General features: G+C 71.7%; 16 protein-coding genes and 1 tRNA gene. 6 read left to right on the top strand and 11 right to left on the bottom strand.

Going from position 1 to position 18728, the window contains the following annotated elements:
• Window positions 1-24: 24 nt before the first annotated feature.
• The gene (locus tag VK501_RS08035) at window positions 25-3657 is read right to left on the bottom strand and encodes a DEAD/DEAH box helicase (RefSeq protein ID WP_324336424.1); all 3633 of its coding nucleotides are present in this window, start codon (window positions 3655-3657) and stop codon (window positions 25-27) included.
• A 183-nt stretch (window positions 3658-3840) separates the two neighbouring features.
• Between VK501_RS08035 and VK501_RS08030 the strand changes: the two genes are divergently transcribed.
• The 6 genes from VK501_RS08030 to VK501_RS08005 all read left to right on the top strand — a co-directional run bounded on the left by VK501_RS08030 (window position 3841) and on the right by VK501_RS08005 (window position 8433).
• Window positions 3841-4434, top strand: a complete 594-nt coding sequence (locus VK501_RS08030) for a TlpA disulfide reductase family protein (RefSeq protein WP_324336423.1) — start codon at window positions 3841-3843, stop codon at window positions 4432-4434.
• 18 nt (window positions 4435-4452) lie between these two features.
• A complete protein-coding gene (locus VK501_RS08025; RefSeq protein ID WP_324336420.1) occupies window positions 4453-5439 on the top strand; it encodes a galactose-1-phosphate uridylyltransferase in 987 nt (328 codons plus the stop codon).
• The gene (locus VK501_RS08020; RefSeq protein WP_324336418.1) at window positions 5436-6362 is read left to right on the top strand and encodes an AEC family transporter; all 927 of its coding nucleotides are present in this window, start codon (window positions 5436-5438) and stop codon (window positions 6360-6362) included. Before VK501_RS08025 ends, VK501_RS08020 begins: the two co-directional genes overlap by 4 nt.
• Before the next feature lie 61 nt (window positions 6363-6423).
• Complete coding sequence (dtd, locus tag VK501_RS08015; RefSeq protein ID WP_324336416.1) at window positions 6424-6846, top strand: D-aminoacyl-tRNA deacylase; 423 nt, start codon at window positions 6424-6426, stop codon at window positions 6844-6846.
• Between the two features lie 433 nt (window positions 6847-7279).
• Entirely contained in the window at window positions 7280-7921 is a 642-nt protein-coding gene (locus VK501_RS08010; protein WP_324336414.1) for a hypothetical protein, read from the top strand.
• On the top strand, window positions 7921-8433 hold the full coding sequence (locus VK501_RS08005) for a nitroreductase (RefSeq protein ID WP_324336411.1): 513 nt from the start codon (window positions 7921-7923) through the stop codon (window positions 8431-8433). Before VK501_RS08010 ends, VK501_RS08005 begins: the two co-directional genes overlap by 1 nt.
• Window positions 8434-8436: 3 nt before the next feature.
• Here the strand turns inward: VK501_RS08005 and VK501_RS08000 are convergent, their stop codons facing one another.
• The 10 genes from VK501_RS08000 to pyrE all read right to left on the bottom strand — a co-directional run bounded on the left by VK501_RS08000 (window position 8437) and on the right by pyrE (window position 18708).
• Complete coding sequence (locus VK501_RS08000) at window positions 8437-9462, bottom strand: dipeptide ABC transporter ATP-binding protein (protein ID WP_349260988.1); 1026 nt, start codon at window positions 9460-9462, stop codon at window positions 8437-8439.
• A gap of 8 nt (window positions 9463-9470) precedes the next feature.
• Window positions 9471-10547, bottom strand: a complete 1077-nt coding sequence (locus VK501_RS07995) for an ABC transporter ATP-binding protein (protein WP_324336407.1) — start codon at window positions 10545-10547, stop codon at window positions 9471-9473.
• A gap of 98 nt (window positions 10548-10645) precedes the next feature.
• Window positions 10646-11602: an ABC transporter permease gene (locus VK501_RS07990; RefSeq protein WP_324336405.1), complete on the bottom strand. Its 957-nt coding sequence runs from the start codon at window positions 11600-11602 to the stop codon at window positions 10646-10648.
• A gap of 72 nt (window positions 11603-11674) precedes the next feature.
• Entirely contained in the window at window positions 11675-13462 is a 1788-nt protein-coding gene (locus tag VK501_RS07985; protein ID WP_324336403.1) for an ABC transporter substrate-binding protein, read from the bottom strand.
• 74 nt (window positions 13463-13536) lie between these two features.
• Window positions 13537-14511, bottom strand: a complete 975-nt coding sequence (locus VK501_RS07980; RefSeq protein WP_324336401.1) for an ABC transporter permease — start codon at window positions 14509-14511, stop codon at window positions 13537-13539.
• A 305-nt stretch (window positions 14512-14816) separates the two neighbouring features.
• A tRNA-Arg gene (locus tag VK501_RS07975) sits at window positions 14817-14890 on the bottom strand.
• Between the two features lie 16 nt (window positions 14891-14906).
• On the bottom strand, window positions 14907-15350 hold the full coding sequence (locus VK501_RS07970; protein WP_324336399.1) for a response regulator: 444 nt from the start codon (window positions 15348-15350) through the stop codon (window positions 14907-14909).
• The gene (locus VK501_RS07965) at window positions 15347-16915 is read right to left on the bottom strand and encodes an ATP-binding protein (protein WP_324336397.1); all 1569 of its coding nucleotides are present in this window, start codon (window positions 16913-16915) and stop codon (window positions 15347-15349) included. Before VK501_RS07965 ends, VK501_RS07970 begins: the two co-directional genes overlap by 4 nt.
• Window positions 16908-18122, bottom strand: coding sequence for a PP2C family protein-serine/threonine phosphatase (locus VK501_RS07960; RefSeq protein WP_324336395.1), 1215 nt, complete (start codon window positions 18120-18122; stop codon window positions 16908-16910). Before VK501_RS07960 ends, VK501_RS07965 begins: the two co-directional genes overlap by 8 nt.
• 34 nt (window positions 18123-18156) lie before the next feature.
• Entirely contained in the window at window positions 18157-18708 is a 552-nt protein-coding gene (pyrE, locus tag VK501_RS07955) for an orotate phosphoribosyltransferase (RefSeq protein ID WP_324336393.1), read from the bottom strand.
• Window positions 18709-18728: the final 20 nt, after the last annotated feature.

Raw genomic sequence — 18728 nt, 5'->3', positions numbered from 1 at the left:
GATCAGCCTATGGGCCGGTGCGGATCAGGCGGCGTCGTCGAGCTGCTCGGGCGGCGGGGGGTCCGACGACGGCTCGTCGGCCGCCTTGGCGCGCGCGGTGCGGGCGCGCTTGGGCTTCGGGGCGTCCTCGGCCGGCGCGTCGCCGGCGTCGAGCGCCAGCTGCTCGGGCTCGGCTGCGGCCGCGCGCACGGGCGTGCGCCGGGCGCGGGGCTTGGGCTTGTCGGCTGCGGGTTCGGCGGCCGTCTCGGCCTCGGGCTCCGCTGCCGCCTTCTTGCGGGCGGGCGCGCGGCGCTTGGGCTTGGCGGCGGGCGTGGCCTCGGCCTCGGGCGCGGCGGCGTCGTCCTTCTTGGCGGCCGCGCGGCGGCGCTTGGGCTTCGGCTCGTCCCCGGGGGCCTCGACGGTGCCGACCGCCTCGTCGACCGCGGGCTCCTCGGCGACCTGCTTCTTCGCCGGCGCGCGACGGCGCTTGGGCTTCTCCGCGTCGGCCTCGGCCTCGGCCTCGCCGGCCTCCTCGACGACCTTCTTCTTCGCGGGCGCGCGACGCTTGGGCTTCGGCGTCTCCTCCACCGCGGCCTCGTCGGCCACGGGCTCGTCCGCCACCGGCCTGCGCACGGGCGTGCGGCGACGCTTGGGCGCCGGAGCCTCATCGGCGAGCTCGGTCACCTCGACGACCTCGGTCGGCTCAACGATCTCGGTGGGCTCGACCGCCTCGGTCACCTCGACCGCCTCGACCCGCGCAGCGGCCCGACGGCGACCGCTCCGGCCGGGGTGCAGCAGCGACGCGGCAGCGTCGATGGCGCGCGCGGCCTCGGCGTCGTCCACCGGCGCAGGCGTGGCGGCCGCCGCCGGCGCGCGCGCCGGCTCTGCGCCGTTCTCGCCCGCGGCCTCGGCGTCGCCGATCTCCTCGCCGCCGCCCTCCGCGACCGCAGCAGCCTCCGCCGCCGCCCGGGCCTTGGCGTTGGCCTTGCGCCGCGAGCGGCTGCGGCGCTTGGAGCGCGACCGCCCCTCGCCCGGCTCGCCGCCCTCGCCGTTGCCGTTGCCGTTGTTGCTGCCGGCCGCGCCCACGGGCTCGAGCACGGCGCTGTCGGCGCCGATCTCCAGGATCCCGCCGTTCTGCGCGCCGCCGACCATCTGCGGGGTCTTCGCCGCGTCGTCGCCCTTCTTGCGCCGGCGGCGGCCACGGGTCTTGCGCTTGGGGAAGTTGCGCAGCAGCTCGCGCGACAGCGCGCTGGGCTTGCGCGCCATGCGGGTCCGCGCCCCGCGCACGACCTCCATGGCCTCCGGCGTATGGGCGACCGCCGCGGCGAGGATGGCGGCCGAGAGCCGCCGGTCCTGCTTGCGCGCGGCGTGCACCAGCCGGCGAGCGTTGCGCGCGTGCGCGCCGCCGCTGGAGTTGACCAGCAGCCCCAGCAGCCGCTTCGTCTCGGGCCAGCGCTGCACGGCGTACTCCTCGTGCACCTCGCGCGTCATGTCGGCGAGGTCCCAGATCCAGTGCGAGGCCTGGTCGCGGCGCCCGATGCGGCGCTCGGCCAGCGCCTGCAGCAGCACCTTGACGCCCTCGCGGCGCTCGTCGCGCGACCACGTGCGCACGACGTCGACCGCCCGCTCGAACGCGTCGGCGTCGCGCGACTGCGCGATCTCCTGCAGCGCGCGCAGGCGCAGCTGCGAGTTCTTGTTGCGCTCGACCGCGGTCAACAGGAAGCTGCGCTTCAGCTCGCCCGACTTGTCGAAGTGCAGCATCGCGCGGGCCCGCCGCCAGCCGCTCGGCGCGACGCGCGCGCCGGCCAGCGCGGCCCACTGGACCTGCTCGCCGTAGTCGAGGAACTCGACGGCGATGCGCCACAGCTCGCGCTCGAAGACCTCGATGCGGCGGTCCTCGTCGGCGCACACCGGGATGACCCGGCGCTCGACGCGCACCCGCCGCCCGCGGCCGCGGCGCACGGGGCCGACGACGATCGCGCCGCCGCGGTAGACGTCGCGGTCCAGCAGCGAGTGCAGCGTGACGACCGGGTCGTCGTGCCGCGTCGCGGGATGGACGAAGTCGACGACGATGCCCGACTCCTTGCCGGGGTGGCGGCGCGTCACGCGGCCGACGCGCTGCTGGTAGATGCGCTTGGACGCCGTCGGCGCCAGGTGCATGCAGATGGTCGCCCGCGGCGAGTTCCAGCCCTCGGCGAGCAGCTGCGCGTTGACCAGCACGTCGATCTCGCCGCGCTCGTAGCGCGCGAGGATCTCGGCCAGCTCGCGCTTCGGGGTCTCGCCCGAGACGCCCATCGCCTTGATGCCCTCCTGGCGGAAGGCCTCGGCGACGTTCATCGCGTGGCGCACGCCGGCGGCGTAGACCACGCCCGGCACGCCGTTGAAGCGCGTCTTGTAGAGATCGGCGATCGCCAGGTTGAACGGGAGCTGGTCCAGCAGCTCGGCGAGCATCTCCTGGTCGAACTCGACGTCGACCTCGCCCTTGCGCAGCGGCACCTTGGCGATCGTGCGCACGCCCGGGCCCGGCGGGATCCGGATCGACCGCAGCGGCGCGATGACGCCGCGGCGCGCGGCCTGCGCGAGGTCGAAGCGCGAGGTCTGCGTCGGGAACAGGTCGGTGACGTGGCGGGCGATCAGGGCGCCCGTGGCGGTCATGCCGACGAAGATCGGGCCCGTCCACGCACGGATCGCCGCCGACGTCTTCTCGCCCAGCGCGGTGTGCGCCTCGTCGCAGATGACGATGGTGTAGGCGTCGGAGATGCGGCCGGCGTTGCGGACGAACCACTGGTAGGTCTCGACCGTGACCGGACCGTCGGTGCGGCCGGTGCCTTCGCCGTCGAGCAGGGGCGGGCTCTCGCGCTTGCCGTAGCCGCGCGTGTGGAGCTCGCCGAGGAACTGGTCGACCAGGTTGCGGCGGTGCGTGAGGATCAGGACGCCGCCGGTGCGCGACGCGTCCACGAAGCCCATCGCGGCGACCGTCTTGCCGGCGCCCGTCGCGTGCTCGAACCAGAAGCGCTTGCCCGCATTGGGGTCGTCGGCCGCGCCCTCCGAGACGTCCTCGTCGACGTCGTCGTCCTCGTCGTCGTCGTAGGACTCCTCCTCGGCCGGCTCGTCGGACTCGTCGTCCTCGTCCTCGTCGTCGAGGCCCTCGATCTCGATGTCGACGGGCGTGCGGTCCTCGTCCTCGTCGTCCTCGTCGTCGTCTTCGTCCTCGTCGGGATCCTCGGGCTCGGGCTCCGGCGCCTCGTCCCGCGACGGCTCGGGCTCGGGGGCGTCGTCGACGGCGAGCACGGGCGCAGCCGCCGCATCAGTGCCGTTGGCGCCCTTCTGCGTCGCCGCCATGAGCGCGACGAGCGTGCCCGACAGGGCATCCACCTGGTGCGGGTTGAGCGACGTGCCGTCGGCCAGCCGCGGCTCGTCCTCGCTGAGGACGCGCTCCAGGCCGAGCAGCAGCGCGTAGCGGCGCCGCCACTTCGTCGACGGGACCTTCGCGCCGGCGTCGATCTCGGCCACCGCGGCGTCCAGCGCGCGGCGGCGTGCGCTGCCGGGGGCGAGCGCGACGCTCGCCTCTTCGCCGTCGTGCAGGAAGCGCTCACGGGTGAACGCCTCGGCACGCTTGACCAAGGTGGGATCGGGAATCGATGCGGCCTCGACGGCCTGCGTCGTGGGTTCAGCCATGAAACGGCTCGCTCTTCGTGAGGAGCGCCCGCGATGGGACAGCGGCGGACGGATGCTTGCAGTCCTCGACGGACCAGGGGGAAGCGAGGGACCTCCCATGAACCAGCAGCTGCACCCTCGCCTCGTACGCCAAGGATACCCGATCGCGCCGACGATCCACAGAAACCTGCGACCCTATTGGCCATGTCCCGCCGCCTGCTGCTCGTCCTCGGCGCCGTGGCCGTGGTCGTCGTGGTCGTCGTCGGCCTCTCGCAGACCAACACCAACAACGCCGCGCCGAAGGCCAACGCCTTCGATCTGGCGGCCGCCAAGCGCGCGCTGGCGGGCGCTCCGGCGCCGCTGGCCGCGCTGCACGAACAGGCCAGCGTGCTGCTGCCCGGCTCCAAGAAGGACGTGCAGGCGCGCATCGAGGAGCTCAAGGGCCACCCCGTGGTCGTCAACAAGTGGGCGTCATGGTGCGGACCATGCCGCTACGAGTTCCCCTTCCTGCAGCGCAACAGCGTGCGCTACGGCAAGCAGGTGGCGTTCATCGGGCTGGACTCCAACGACGAGGGCGCGGCCGCGAAGCGCTTCCTGAAGCAGTTCCCGCTGACCTACCCGAGCTACGTCGACCAGAACTCGCGGATCGCCCAAGCGCTGGAGATCGGGAAGAACTACCCGACGACGATGTACTACGACGCCGCGGGCAAGCTGCAGTACGTCCACCAGGGGCTCTACTCGACCGACGCCGCGCTGGACGCCGACATCCGGCGCTACGCGCTGGGCCGTCCCTCGTGACCGGCGGGCGCCGCGCCGATGCCTGAGGTCCGCGTCGACCCCCTCACCGGGCTGCGCACGATCATCGCCGCCCGCCGCGCCGGCCGGCCCGGCGGCTGGGCGATCTCCGGCGATCCCGCGCCGATCGATCCCGAGCGCGATCCGTTCGCCCCGGGTCACGAGGACCAGACGCCGCCCGAGATCTACGCCGTGCGCCCCGGCGGCAGCGCGGCGAACACGCCGGGCTGGTCGGTGCGGGTGGTGCCGAACCTCTACCCCGCGCTGACGCGCGACGAGGCCGAGCCGGAGCCGTCGCACGACCCCGACCTGTTCACGGCGGTCGCCGCTTACGGCAGTCACGAGGTCATCGTCAACGCGCCCGACGCGGTGACCTCTCTGGCCGACCTGCGTCCCGAGCAGGTCGCCGCCGCGATGGAGGTCTGGCGGACCCGGATGGCCACGCACGCCGACGCCGGCGCAGCCTGCGTCCACGTGCTCGTCAACGAGCGCACCGAAGGCGGCGCGTCGCTGGCGCACACGCACGCCCAGCTGTACGCCATGGACTTCGTCCCCGCCCAGATCGCCCGCGAGCGCGAGCGCTTCACGGCACACGCCACCCGGACCATGGGCGGCAACCTGCTGCAGGACCTCGTCCAGGACGAGGTCCGGCTGCGCGACCGCGTCGTCGCCATCGACGACGAGGCCGTCGTGCTGTCGCCCTTCGCCGCCCGCCTGCCCTACCAGCTGCTGCTGGCGCCCCGGCGGCCGCGGCGGCACTTCGAGGACGACGGGCCGCTCGGCGCCGCGCTGCTGCACGACGTGCTCAACCGGCTGCGCCGCCACCTCGGGTTCATGCCGCCGCTGAACCTCTGGGTCCGCACCGCGCCGCTGGGCGCCGACCAGTTCTGCTGGCGCATCGACGTCGTCCCGCGCCTCACGCACCTCGCCGGGCTGGAGCTCGGCACCGGCGTGCACCTGAACATCGTGGCACCCGAGCAGGCCGCCGCGCAGCTGCGCGACGCGTGACCCTCGTCGCCCTGGCCATCCTCGCGTCGACCGCGATCGGCGTCGGCGTCGAGCAGCGCTTCCGCGCGGGCGCGATCGCCTTCTCGCGCAAGCTCATCGACACGATGGTCTGGACGCTGCTGCCGTTCATCGCGTTCTTCGTCGTCGCCCGCCTGCACCTCGGCGGCGGTGTCGGGATCGGTTTGGCGCTGGGGTTCGTCGAGCTGGCGGCCGTCGGCACGCTGGCCTACGTCGTCGGCACGCGCGTCCTGCACCTGCCGCGCCCGTCGGTCGGCGCCCTCATCCTGGCCGTGATCCTCGCCAACACGGGGTACCTCGGCATCCCGCTCAACGCGGCGCTACTGGGCCACGGCACGCTGGCGCCGGCGATCGCCTGGGACACGATCGTCAGCCAGGTCATGCTCTACACCGCCGGGTTCGCGGTGGGCGCGGCGTTCGGGACCGAGGCGGGCGAGAACCCGCGCGAGCGCATGAAGGCGTTCGTGACGCGCAACCCGGTGCTGTGGGCGCTGATCGCCGGCCTGCTCGCGCCCGACGCGCTGGCGCCGCAGGCCGTCGTGGACGTCGCCAAGGCGCTGGCCGCCTACACGCTGCTGCCCATCGGCTTCTTCATCCTCGGCGTCAACCTGATGGGCGAGCGCGAAGGAGGCGTCCTGCGCTTCCCGCCGCCGCTGACCGCGCCGATCGGCGCCGCGATCGTCCTGCGGATGGTCGTCGCGCCCGCGCTGCTGGTCGGGCTGTCGGCGATCACGGTCGGCGTGCCCGACGCCTACCTCGTGCAGGCCGCGATGCCCGCCGGCATCAACTGCCTGGTCGTCGGCCACCTGTACGGGCTGGACCTCCGGCTGGCCGCCGGCGCGATCGCGTGGTCGACGACGATCGCCGTCGTCGCGGCAGTCGCCCTCACCGCGCTGGGCGTCTGAGCACCAGTCCTGGCGAACAACCGGCGGCGCTCATCCTCGCGCCCATGATCTGATGGCCTCCATGCGAGCCCTCGTCCAGCGCGTCCGCCGCGCCTCGGTCACCGTCGACGGCGAGACGATCTCGGCGATCGGCCCCGGCCTCCTCGTCCTGCTCGGCATCACGCACGACGACGACGCGGCGGGCGCCGACCGGCTCGCCGGCAAGGTGCGCGCGCTGCGGATCTTCGAGGACGCCGAGGGCAAGATGAACGAGTCGCTCGGCGACGGCCGCGAGGTCCTCGTCGTCAGCCAGTTCACGCTCTACGGCGACACCCGCAAGGGCAACCGGCCGTCGTTCATCGGCGCCGCACGGCCAGAGGTCGCCGAGCCGCTCTACGAGCGCTTCCGGACCCGCCTGGGCGCCCAAGGAGGCCGCTTCGGCGCGCACATGGAGGTCGAGCTGGTCAACGACGGGCCGGTGACGCTGCTCGTGGAGCTGCCGTAGACCCTTGCGGTTTGCGGCGGGCAGTGCGAGCGGGGCTGGCTGGGCCGGCGCTCCGCGACGCTCGCCACCCGCCGCTCCGCTCGGGCGCCCCGGGCTCGGCCGGTGGTATCGCTGCTCTCGTCGGCGCACCTGTGTGGGCATCGATCGCGCGCTTCCGCCTCCGCGGCGGGATGACGACATCACGGATCGCCGGCATGGCTCGTCCCCGCGGCAGCGCGCGCTCGCAGCGCTGCTCGGTCGAGCCATCCCCGAGCGCTCCCATCAGCCATCCGTTTCCCGGGCCGGCCCGCAGGCGTCGCCTCGCTCCGGGCTGAGGCAGCGCAGCCGTGGACCGGACGCTGTCGACGTAGCGGGGGCGACGTCACGCGCCCCCGCCGACCACCAGCGCCGAGGCCCCCGACCGCAAGCGCCCGAGCACCGTAATGTCCCGCCCATGCCGCCCGAGGAACGGTTCGTCCCCCGCTTTGCCGCCGAGCCGCCACAGGAGCTGCTGCCCTACGGCCGCTGGGCCGATCGCCTGCGTGAGGAGTTCCTCGCCGCCTGCCTGACCATCGAGGACGACATCGGCGAGCCCGGCGAGCTGGTGTGGTTCCCCGACCGCACGTGGGGCGGGCGCACCTACGTGCCGGTCACGTCGCGCACGACCACCGGCCTGGAGCTCTACGGCACCGTCTCCTACGCGCCCGCGGTCGAGGACCACCAGGAGCCCGAGCACTTCCGGGCCACGGCGGACTGGACCGAGGAGACCGTGGAGGCGAACCCCGACTGGACGATCGACGTCTGCGAGGAGGTCGTCGGCGGCTGGCGCGGAGAGCAGGGCAAGGTCGCCGCGATGACCCTCGTCTGGGGCACGCCGGTCGTCGACCGCGTCGCGATCGCCACCGCCGAGCTGGCCGGCCTCACCGTCGACCAGTGCCTGCTGATCGAGAACCGCTTCACGCTGCTGGCCCCCGACGACTACCGCGGCGACACGCTGGACGTCGCCGTCTACTCCGTCGCCGGCCGCGAGATCGCGCGCGAGTCGCTCTACGCCGAGGACGGCGAGGACGACGAGGACGAGGGCGCCGAGGCGTGATGGACGTCGAGACCGCGATCCGCACGCGCCGCACGCACAAGGCCTACGGGGCCGAGCCGGTCGATCGCGAGACCCTGACCGAGCTGCTCGACCTCGGCCGCTGGGCGCCCAACCACCACCTCACCAACCCGTGGCGCTTTCGCGTCCTGGGACCGAACGCGCGGGACGCCCTCAAGGAGGCCGTCGGGCCGGAGGGCGCGACGAAGCTCGACCGCGCGCCGACGCTCGTCGCCGTGTCCTACGTCCGTACCCCGGACGACCCGGGCGCCGACGAGGAGGACCTCCTCGCCGCCGGGTGCGCCGCCTACGCGGTCCTGCTCGGCGCGCACGCGCGCGGCCTGGCCGCCTACTGGCGCACGATCGGCGCGCTGAACGAGCCGGCCGGCCGCGCCGCGATCGGGCTGCCCGAGGGCGAGCACTGCATCGGCCTGCTGCACTTCGGCACGCCGCGCCAGGAACAGCGCGTGCCCGACCGCGCGCCGCTCGCCGACGTCCTGCGCTTCCTGGACTGAGATCTACGCCGCCGCGGTCGGCACGCGCCGGGCGATCTCCTCGTCGGTGAGCGGGTAGTGGCAGGCCGCCACGTTGCCGCCGTCCTTGACCTCGAGGAGCGGCTCCTCGACGTCGCAGTGGCCCTCGACGAACTTCTGGCAGCGGGTGTGGAACCGGCACGCGCTCGGCGGGTTGGTCGGCGACGGGACGTCGCCGCCCAGAACCTGCCGAGCCTTGTTGCGGGCCAGCCGCGGATCGGGCACCGGGACTGCCGACAGCAGCGCGCCGGTGTACGGATGGCGCGGATGCGCGTAGAGCTCGTCCGAGGACGCGAGCTCGACGATCTTGCCGAGGTACATCACCGCGACGCGGTCGCACGTGTGGCGCACGACCGACAGGTCGTGGGCGATGAAGACGATCGTCAGCCCCAGATCGCGCTGCAGGTCGCGCAGCAGGTTGAGGATCTGCGCCTGGATCGACACGTCGAGCGCGGAGACCGGCTCGTCGGCGACGATCATCTTCGGCTTCAGCGCGATCGCGCGCGCCACGCCGATGCGCTGGCGCTGGCCGCCGGAGAACTGGTGCGGCAGGCGGTTGTAGTGCTCGGGGTTGAGCCCGACCTGCTCCATCAGATCCTGCACGAGGCGCCGGCGCCGGTCCTCGTTGGACTCGACGCGATGGATGACGAACGGCTCGCCGATGATCGTGCCCACCGTCTTGCGCGGGTTCAGCGACGAGTACGGGTCCTGGAAGATCATCTGCATCTCGCGACGCAGGGGCTTGAGCTCCCGCCGCGAGAGGCCCGCGATGTCGCGGCCCTCCCAGCTGATCGAACCGGCGGTCGGCTCCAGCAGGCGCGTGATCAGGCGGGCGGTCGTGGACTTGCCGCAGCCCGACTCGCCGACCAGGCCGAGCGTCTCGCCGCGCAGCACGTCGAAGTCGACGCCGTCGACGGCGCGCACGGCGCCGACGTCGCGCTGGATCAGGAACCCGCTGCGGATCGGGAAGTGCTTCTTGAGCCCGCGTACCTGCACGAGCGGCTCGCGCATCGTGGTGCTCACTGGCCCGCCACCTCCTCGCCGGTCGGGCCTTCGGCGGACGGCGACAGCTTCTCGGCGGGGATCTCGACCTCCTGGAGGACTTCTGCCGGCGTGTCGCCGGCCCGCAGCCCGGCCCACAGGGACCGGCGCGTCTCGGACGGCAGCAGGCACGCCACCTTGTGGGTCCGATCCGCGTCGCCGGCCGGCTCGAGGGCCGGGTCGACCTTCTTGTGCGCCTCGCGCACGTAGGGGCAGCGCGGATGGAAGGAGCAGCCCGAGGGCTTGTTGATCAGCGACGGCGGGCGGCCGAAGATCGGCACGAGCTCCTGGTCGCGCGGCGTGTCCAGCCGCGGGATCGACTTGAGCAGGCCCCAGGTGTAGGGGTGCTCGGGCGCCGCGAAGATCGTGTCGGACTTGCCGTACTCGACGATGCGCCCGGCGTACATGACCGCGATCTCCTCGGTGACCTCGGCGACGACGCCGAGGTCGTGGGTGATCATGACCACCGCGGTGTCGAGCTCGGCCTGGAGCTTCTGGATGAGCTCGAGGATCTGGGCCTGGACGGTCACGTCCAGGGCCGTCGTCGGCTCGTCGGCGATGAGCAGCTTGGGGTCGTTGATGAGCGCCATCGCGATCATCACGCGCTGGCGCATGCCGCCCGAGAACTCGTGCGGGTAGCTGTCGATCCGGCGCCGCGGGTCGGGCAGGCCGACCAGGCCGAGCATCTCGACGGCGCGGTCGCGGGCCTTGGCCTTGGACACGTCGTTGTGGGACCGGTGCGCCTCGATCAGCTGGTCGCCGATCTTGTAGAACGGGTGCAGCGAGGACAGCGGGTCCTGGAAGATCATCGCGACCTCGCCGCCGCGCACCTTGCGCATGTCGGCGTCGGACGCGTTCAGCAGGTCCCGGCCCTCGAACGTGATCGAGCCGCTGATGCGGGCGTTGCCCGCACGCGTCAGCCCCATCACGGTCATGCTCGAGACGGACTTGCCCGAGCCGGACTCGCCGACGATGCCGAGCGTCTTGCCGCGCTCGACGGTGTAGCTGATGCCGTCGACGGCCTGGACGACGCCGTCCTCGGTCTCGAAGTGCACGGCGAGATCTTTGACTTCGAGAAGTGGTTCAGACATTGGGATCTCGCATGAGGTCCTTGACCTCCGGCAGTGGCTGCGCCATGGGACTCACACCCCCACTAGTAGCGCACGCGCGGGTCGAGGAACGCGTACAAGATGTCGACGACCAGGCTCATGATGGCCACGCCGGCCGCCAGGACGATGGTCGTGCCCTGGATCGTGGCGAGGTCGCCACGCTGGATGGCGTCGAAGGACAGGCGGCCGACGCCATCGATGTTGAAGACGGTCTCCGTGAGGATCGCGCCGCCCATGAGGATGCCGATGTCGAGGCCGAGCACGGTGACGACCGGCGTGATCGCCGAGCGAACGCCGTGGCGGAGGACCACCCGCCGCTCGCTCAGGCCCTTGGCCCGTGCGGTGCGGATGTAGTCCTCGTTCATCGTCTCCAGCAGGTTGGAGCGCAACAGCCGCGCGTAGATCGCGGCGAACGCCGCGGACAGGACCAGCCACGGCATCACCAGCGACCAGCACTTCGCGAAGAACCCGTGGGCGTCCTGATAGGCGCCCGAGCCGGGGAAGATGTGCCACACCCCGATGTCGTTGGAGAACAGATAGAGGCAGACCAGGCCCATCCAGTAGACGGGGGCCGAGATGGCGACCAGCGCGCCGCCCATGAGCAGGCGATCCCAGAAGGACCCGCGCCGCACGGCGGAGATGATGCCGATGCTCACGCCGATGACGAACCAGACGACCGCCGCGCCGAGGACCAGGAACAACGTGTTGGGCAGCCGGTCGAAGATCAGCGACCGCACCGACGTGTTGTTGATGAAGCTCTGCCCGAAGTCGAAGTGCAGGAAGAGGTTCTTGGTGTAGTCGACGTACTGCGCCGGGAGCGACTTGTCGAGTCCCAGCTGATGCCGGATCGCCGTGATGAGCTCGGGTGAGGGGTCGCGGCCTGCGCGCTGTGCCGCCGGGTCGGCGGTCGGGAGCACGTAGAAGATGAGGAAGGTGACCGCGGTGATCACCAGGAGCAGCAGGAGCGTCCAGAGGAGGCGCCGCGCGATGTAACTGGCCATTGATGGAGGGCTCGGCTCCGCACGTCGCCGCCCCGGGGCTGGGCCCCGGGGCGGCTGGCGCGGATCAGTGAGCTACTTGATCGAGGTGTAGGACAGGTCCCAGAGCGCGATGTACGGGTTCGCGACGGCGTTGACGTTCTTCGAGAACGCCAGCGTGGTCTTGTCCCAGATGAACGGGATGGCGGCCGCGTCCTGGACGATCATCTTGTCGATGTCGGCCCAGGCCTGCAGGCGCGCGTCGCCCTCCAGCAGGGCTGCCTTGTTCATGGCGTCGTCGACCTTGGGGTCGTTCAACATCGAGTAGTTGATGTTGCCGCTGGAGCGGTTGATCAACGAGCCCTTGAAGGTCGGCTCGAGCATGGACTGCGGGTCGGCGAAGTCCTTGAACCAGCCGGCGCCGCCGCACATCCCGACCTTCTTGGACGGGACCTGGCACCAGTCGGTGTAGACCGCGTCCTGCGGGACGAGGCGCAGACGCACCTTGAAGCCCATCTTCTCGAGCTGGGCCTGGGCCACCTCGGCCTGGGCCTTGCCCGGGTCGGCATTGGCGCCGACCATCAGGATCTCGTCGTTGCCCTCGTACTTGCCGGAGGCGTAGCCCGCCGCCTTGAAGTACTTGGCGGCGATCGCCAGGTCGCCCTTCTCGTTGTTCTTGTTGAAGAAATCGATGTCGGAGAACCCGTCATACCCTCCGGCCTCCTTGAAGCCCGGGAAGTCCGGCGGGAGCCAGTGCGTGGCGATGTCACCGACGTACTTGCCGCCACGAGCCTTGCGGGCCGCGTCTCGGTCGAACCCGGCCATCACCGCGCGGCGCACGTTGATGTTGTCGAACGGCTTGACCTCGGTGTTCATCGGGAAGTACCGGTAGCCGCCCGAGGGGACCGACAGGTACTGGCCCTTGATCTTCGTGACGAGGTCGCGAAGGATGTTCGCGGGCGGGTTCGTGTCGAGGCCCATGCTCTGGCCGTCGATGACCTGGCGCGCGGCCACGTTGGCGTCCGTCGCGTTGGTCCGGACGTTGATCGCGTCCAGGTAGGCCGGCCGGTAGTCGGTCTTGGCATCCCAGTTCGGGTTGCGGACCAGCGCGATGCTCTTGCCGGGCTTGTACCCCGTCAGCGAGCCCTTGCTGTCGTTCTTGATCATGTACGGGCCGGTGAACGCCACGTGCGTGTTGTACGTCGACGGGCTCTTGGCGTCGAACGGCTTGGCGTACTCCTCGGGCACCGGCACCGTGATCGGCATCACGAGGGCCGCCGCGAACGAAACACCCGTGGCCTGCTTGAGCTTGAAGACGATCGTCTGGTCGTCCGGCGTCTCGATGCCGGAGATCGGCTTGACGCCCTTGGTCGGCTTCGCCGGGGAGCCGACGATCGGCTGGAAGTACCCGGGGTACTGACCGCCGACGTTGACCGAGAAGAACCGCTCCATCGCGTACTTGACGTCCTTGGACGTCACGTCACGGTTGACCGGCGGCGCGTACTTGACGCCCGTGCGGATCTTGACCGTGACGGTCTTCTTGTCCGCGGAGATCTCCGGCGCGGCCTCGGCGAGGTCCGGCACCGGGTTGGCGCCGTCGTCGGGCTTGAAGCTGTACAGCGGACGGTTCGTCGCGAACGTGAAGACCATCCCCCACGTGTAGTACGTGTGCCCGGGGTCGTTGAAGTCGACGTCCGAAGCGGCGAGCATGTTGAACGTGCCGCCCTTCTTGGCGGGCGCTTCGGCTGCGTTGGTGGTGGTGCCGCCGCTGCTCTTGGTGGTGGACGACGACGAACTGTTGTCGTTGCCCCCACAGGCAGCGACCACGAAGGTGAGCACGGCCAGCATGCTCACCACCAGGAATCGGAGGAAGCTCCGAGACATGTGCGGTCCTTTCTGACGTGGCTGCCGGTCGTTCTCAAGGACCGGCAATGGGGATAAGCGGCGTCGCACGTGCACTACTTCGACGTCCGCGGGTTAAGGGCATCCTGCAGGCCGTCGCCGACGATGTTGAAGGCGAGGACCGTGACGAGCAGGGCGAGGCCTGGGAACAACATGAACCACCAGGCGTCCTGGAAGATCGAGGTGGCGTCGGAGATCATCGCGCCCCAGCTCGGCTTGGACGGATCCACGCCGACGCCGAGGAACGACAGCGCCGCCTCGTAGAGGATGTTCTGCGGGATCAGCACCGTCGCGTAGACGATGATCGGGGCGACGAGGTTCGGGAGGATCTCCCGGAAGATGATGCGCGGGTCACCGGCGCCCAGTGAGCGGGACGCCTCCACGAACTCGCGCTCGCGCAGCGACAGCACCTGACCGCGCACGATGCGGGCCATGTAGGGCCACGTCGTCAGCGTGATCACGAAGATCACGACGGGGAGGCCCGGCTGGATCGCGCCGCCGAGGCAGCCGTCGGCGCACGCGACGCCCAGGCCCACGGCCAGGACGAGCACCGGGAACGCCAGGAACAGGTCCATGACGCGGCTGATGAACGTGTCGACCTTGCCGCGGTAGTAGCCCGTGACCAGACCGGCCGTCACGCCGATGATCACGATGAGCGCCGTGGCGATGAACGCGACCTCGAGCGAGACGCGGGAGCCGTAGATGACGCGCGCCAGCACGTCGCGGCCGCGCTCGTCGACGCCGAACGGGTGCGCGCCGCTCGGGCCGGTGGGCTCGCCGAAGTCGCCGAGCAGGTCGTCGTTCTGCGTGTTCGGGTTCGGCAGCCCGAACACCTTGACGATCAGTGGCGCGAAAATCGCCATGAGCACCATGAACAGGACGATGCCCAGCGAGACGAGCGCGACCTTGTCGCGCCGCAGCCGTCGCCAGAAGAGCTCCAGGGGCGATCGGGCAGCGATCCCCGCGGCGGACTCGTCCGTCAGGTCGATGGATTCGCTCTCGAGGAGCGTCTCGGGGGTGCCGGTGCTCACGCTCCAGCCCCCGCTTGCGTGGTCTCGTACTGCTTGATGGGTCCCTCTCCCAGAAGCTGTTCGATGGTCGCCAAGCTCGGAGCCCCTGCACCTCCTCTACGGGAGGAACCCCTGGCGAGCCGCGCGCAGGCTACTCCTCTTCTGGGGGATATGTCAGGTGACTTGACCACACACAACACGCGCTTCACGCAAGCTCCAGAGCCAAACGGCTCCACTTTGGACAATTCGCGGCCAGAACGGTGTGCCAATCGGGCGACTACCGCCGGCGCGCGCCGGGCCGATCACGGCACGGCGAGGACTCTCAGCGCCCCGAGCTGGATTCGAACCAGCGGCCTTCCCCTTAGGAGGGGGACGCTCTATCCAGCTGAGCTATCGGGGCCGGCGTTGGGTGAAGCCTACGACGGCAGACGCACGACGGACACGAAGAAGTCATCGATCTGGCGGACGATCGACACGAAGCACTCGAAGTCGACGGGCTTGGTGACGTAGGCGTTGGCGTGCAGCTGGTAGCTGCGCAGCACGTCCTCCTCGGCCTCCGACGTCGTCAGGACGACGATCGGGATCGTGCGCAGGTCCTCGTCGCTCTTGGCCTCCTGCAGGACTTCGCGGCCGTCCTTGCGCGGGAGGTTGAGGTCCAGCAGCACGAGGTCGGGCCGCGTCGCCTCGGCGTAGTCGCCCTCGCGGCGCAGGTACGCCAGGGCCTGCTCGCCGTCGCTGACGATGTTGAGGTTGTTGTGGACCTTGTTGAAGTCGAACGCCTCCTGGATCAGGAGCACGTCCCCCGGGTCGTCCTCGACCAGCAGGACCTCGATCGGCTGGCCGGTGGGCTTGGGCGTCATGCGGTCGCGTCCTCCTCGGGGACGGGCAGGGTGAAGCGGAAGCTGGCGCCGCCGTCGGCGCCCTCGGGCTCCAGGCGGATCTCGCCGCCGTGGAACTCGACGATCTTGCGGCACATCGCCAGGCCGATGCCGGTGCCCGAGTACTCCTCCTTGGGATGCAGGCGCTGGAAGATCACGAAGATGCGATCCGCGTAGCGCGGGGCGATGCCGATGCCGTTGTCGTCCACGGCGAAGGTGTAGATCCCGTCGGCCTGCGCGACCGACAGGCGCACGCGCGGCTGGTCCTCGCCGCGGAACTTGATGCCGTTGGCGATCAGGTTCTGCAGCAGCGCGGTCAGCAGCGAGCGGTCGCCGCGCACCTCGGGCAGCGGGCCGCTCACCTCGACCGTGGCCCCGGCCTCGGCGATCGCGGACTCGAGGTTGCCGACGGCCTCGGCGGCGATGTCGTCCATGTCGAGCAGCACGTGCTCGGCCCCGACCCGGCCGACGCGGGAGAACGCGAGCAGGTCGTTGATGAGCCCCTGCATGCGCTTGGCGCCGTCGACGGCGAAGTCGATGTACTGGTCGGCGCGCTCGTCGAGCTGGCCGTGGTAGCGGTGCTGCAGCATCCCGCAGAAGCTGGCGACCTTGCGCAGCGGCTCCTGGAGGTCGTGCGAGGCGACATAGGCGAACTGCTCGAGCTCGGCGTTGGAGCGCCGCAGGTCCAGCGCCTGCTCCTCGAGGCGCTCGCGGGCGGCGCCCGCGACGTCGAGCTCGGCGAGGACCTTGCGCCGCATCGAGTCCACGTCGGTGCTCAGGCCCACGATGTCCCGCGGCCCCTGGACGGCCACCTCGTGGTCGAATTCGCCACGCGCCACGCGCCGGGCGTCGCGGGCCAGTTGCGCCAGCGGCCGTGTCACGACCCGGCGCAGGGTGGACGACGCCACGAACGCCGCGGCGAGGACGAGGAAGCCGGTGAACAGCACCGCCCATTGCGCGGCGCGCGCGGCGCGGCGCAGGCGCCCGCGGGCGTCGGCGCGCGCGGCGCCGAGGTGCTGGTCCATCGTGCGGAAGCCGGCGCGAACGTCGTCGAACAGCGCCTTGCCCTGCTGCAGCTGCGGCACGGCCTGCGAGGACGAGCCGCCGCGGCGCACCGACAGCACGACGGGATCGGCATAGAGCAGGTGCCACGAGGTCGACCGCACGCCCACCGTCGTCAGGTCGTCGGCCAGCCGCGGCACGTCGCCGGTGTCGGCGATCTGCTGCAGGGCGCGCCGGGCGCGCGCGGCGTCACGCCCGCCCTGGGCGAACGGCGTCAGGAAGTCGCGGCGGCCCGAGAGCGCGTAGCCGCGGATGCCCGTCTCCTGGTTGACGAGGCCGTTGTAGTACTCCGCCGAGAGCACGCGCGCCGGGTCGGCGCGGTCGACCACCGCCGTGCGGGCCCCGGTCAGGTTGTGCAGCGCGATCAGCGAGACCGCGACGCCGACGAGCGCCGCGACGACGAGGGCGCCCGCGGTCAGCGCGAGCCACTGGCCGCTGCGCAGGCGCGACAGGTCGCCCCGCGAAGCGCGCCCCGGCTCAGCCATCGCCGTCCATGGTGACCAGCAGCACCGCCACGTCGTCGGCGAGATCCTCGCCGTTGAGCCTCCGCGCCGTGGCGATGAGCCGCTCGATCAGCGCCGGACCCGACTCGGCCGTCGCGCCGCGCGCGCCTGCGCGCTCGCGCACGAGATCCACGAGCCGCGCGGAGCCCAACCGCTCCCCGCCGCCGCCGACGCGTCCCTCGATCAGGCCGTCGGTGTAGAGCAGCAGCTCCCACGACGCCGGCAGCGGCACCGCCACGCCGGCCCAGCCGGCCGCGCGCGCCCCGATCCCCAGCAGCGGCCGCCCGCTCGGACCGGGCAGCTCGGCCACCGTTCCACGGGCCATGAGCACCGGGAGCGGGTGGCCCGCGACGCGCAGCATCGCGGAGCCCCGGTCCGGCGCCACCGACACCATGCACGCCGTGGCGAAGACGTCGTCGGAGAGCCGCTCGTGGACGAGCACCTCGTCCAGCGTCTGGAGCACGTCGTCGGCGGCGCGCCCGCCGAGCACGAGGGTGCGCCAGGCGATCCGCAGGCAGACGCCCAGCGCGGCGGCGTCGGGATCGTGTCCGCAGACGTCGCCGATGAGGGCGTGCAGCGTGCCGTCGGCGGTCTCGACGACGTCGTAGAAGTCGCCGCCCAGCAGCGTGCGGGCGCGGCCCGGGCGATAGCCGGTGGCGACGCTGACGCGTGGGTCGGACACGATCGGCCGCGGCAGGAGGCCACGCTCGAGGCGGGCGTTCTCCTCGGCGTGGAGGTGCGCGGAGCGCAGCTCGCCCTGGACCGCCTCGGCGCGCTGGCGCTCGACGGCGTAGCGGATCGAGCGGGCGAGCAGCTCGCCGTCGACGCGTCCCTTGACGAGATAGTCCTGGGCGCCCGCGGCGACGGCCTCCAGGCCGCGCGCGGTGTCCGACAGGCCCGTCAGGACGAGCATCGGGACGCCCGGTGCGGCGGCGCGCAGGCGGTGCAGCGCGGCCAGGCCGTCGGCGTCGGGCAGGCCGAGGTCGAGCACGACGCAGGACACGTCGGCCGGCAGGAGGTCCTCGGCGCCGGCGACGGTGCGGGCGCGCGAGACGTCCACGTTGAGATCCGCGTCCTCGAGGAGGTCCTCGAACAGGAACGCGTCGCCGTCGTCGTCCTCGACGAGCAGCAGTCGGAGGGCCGTGTCTCTCAGGAATTCCGTCTCGCTGACGGTGCCCGGCGCGTGCACGGCGCCAACCTACACGCGCTTGCGCCGGCCCTGCTCAGGATCGGTCGGGACGGTCCGGGTACACGTCGTCGATCGTCGCGCACGCCACGTACGGGGCGCCGGCGGCGGCCTCGATCTTCTCGGCGCCACCGGCGAGGCGGTCGAGGACCGAGATGACGCCCACGATCTCATGCCCCGCCCGGCGCACGGCCTCGATGGCCTCCAGCGTCGAGCCGCCGGTCGTCACCACGTCCTCGACGATCACGCAGCGGTCGCCCGGCTCGAGGAACGGGCCTTCGATGCGGCGCTGGAGGCCGTGCTGCTTGGTCTCCTTGCGGACGAAGAAGGCCTTGCCGTCGAAGCCGCCGGCCAGGGCGGCGCAGGCGACCGGGTCGGCGCCCATCGTCAGGCCGCCGACCGCGGTGGCGCCCCACGCGGCGGCCTGGGCGGCGACGATCTCGCCGAGCGCGCGGAAGCCGGCCGGCCGCAGGACGGCCCGCTTGGCGTCCACGTAGTACTGCGCGGTCGCTCCGCTGGTGAGCACCACCTCGCCGACGACGAGGGCGTGCGTCCGTAGTTCGTCCACGAGGCGTTGGGTCGCGTCCATGAGCGGCCGTAGTCTATGCG

The sequence above is a fragment of the Baekduia sp. genome (genome assembly GCF_035318805.1).
Lineage (GTDB): Bacteria > Actinomycetota > Thermoleophilia > Solirubrobacterales > Solirubrobacteraceae > Baekduia.
The sequence above is the reverse complement of the archived record's forward strand: the minus strand, read 5'-3'. Positions and strand labels throughout refer to the sequence as shown.

Coding starts and splice junctions, on each gene's coding strand:
- VK501_RS08010 (WP_324336414.1), top strand. CDS start 7,280: ATGCCGCCCGAGGAACGGTTCGTCCCCCGCTTTGCCGCCGAGCCGCCA.
- VK501_RS08030 (WP_324336423.1), top strand. CDS start 3,841: ATGTCCCGCCGCCTGCTGCTCGTCCTCGGCGCCGTGGCCGTGGTCGTC.
- VK501_RS07990 (WP_324336405.1), bottom strand. CDS start 11,602: ATGGCCAGTTACATCGCGCGGCGCCTCCTCTGGACGCTCCTGCTGCTC.
- VK501_RS08035 (WP_324336424.1), bottom strand. CDS start 3,657: ATGGCTGAACCCACGACGCAGGCCGTCGAGGCCGCATCGATTCCCGAT.
- VK501_RS08025 (WP_324336420.1), top strand. CDS start 4,453: ATGCCTGAGGTCCGCGTCGACCCCCTCACCGGGCTGCGCACGATCATC.
- VK501_RS08000 (WP_349260988.1), bottom strand. CDS start 9,462: ATGCGCGAGCCGCTCGTGCAGGTACGCGGGCTCAAGAAGCACTTCCCG.
- VK501_RS07970 (WP_324336399.1), bottom strand. CDS start 15,350: ATGACGCCCAAGCCCACCGGCCAGCCGATCGAGGTCCTGCTGGTCGAG.
- dtd (WP_324336416.1), top strand. CDS start 6,424: ATGCGAGCCCTCGTCCAGCGCGTCCGCCGCGCCTCGGTCACCGTCGAC.
- VK501_RS07985 (WP_324336403.1), bottom strand. CDS start 13,462: ATGTCTCGGAGCTTCCTCCGATTCCTGGTGGTGAGCATGCTGGCCGTG.
- VK501_RS08005 (WP_324336411.1), top strand. CDS start 7,921: ATGGACGTCGAGACCGCGATCCGCACGCGCCGCACGCACAAGGCCTAC.
- VK501_RS07965 (WP_324336397.1), bottom strand. CDS start 16,915: ATGGCTGAGCCGGGGCGCGCTTCGCGGGGCGACCTGTCGCGCCTGCGC.
- pyrE (WP_324336393.1), bottom strand. CDS start 18,708: ATGGACGCGACCCAACGCCTCGTGGACGAACTACGGACGCACGCCCTC.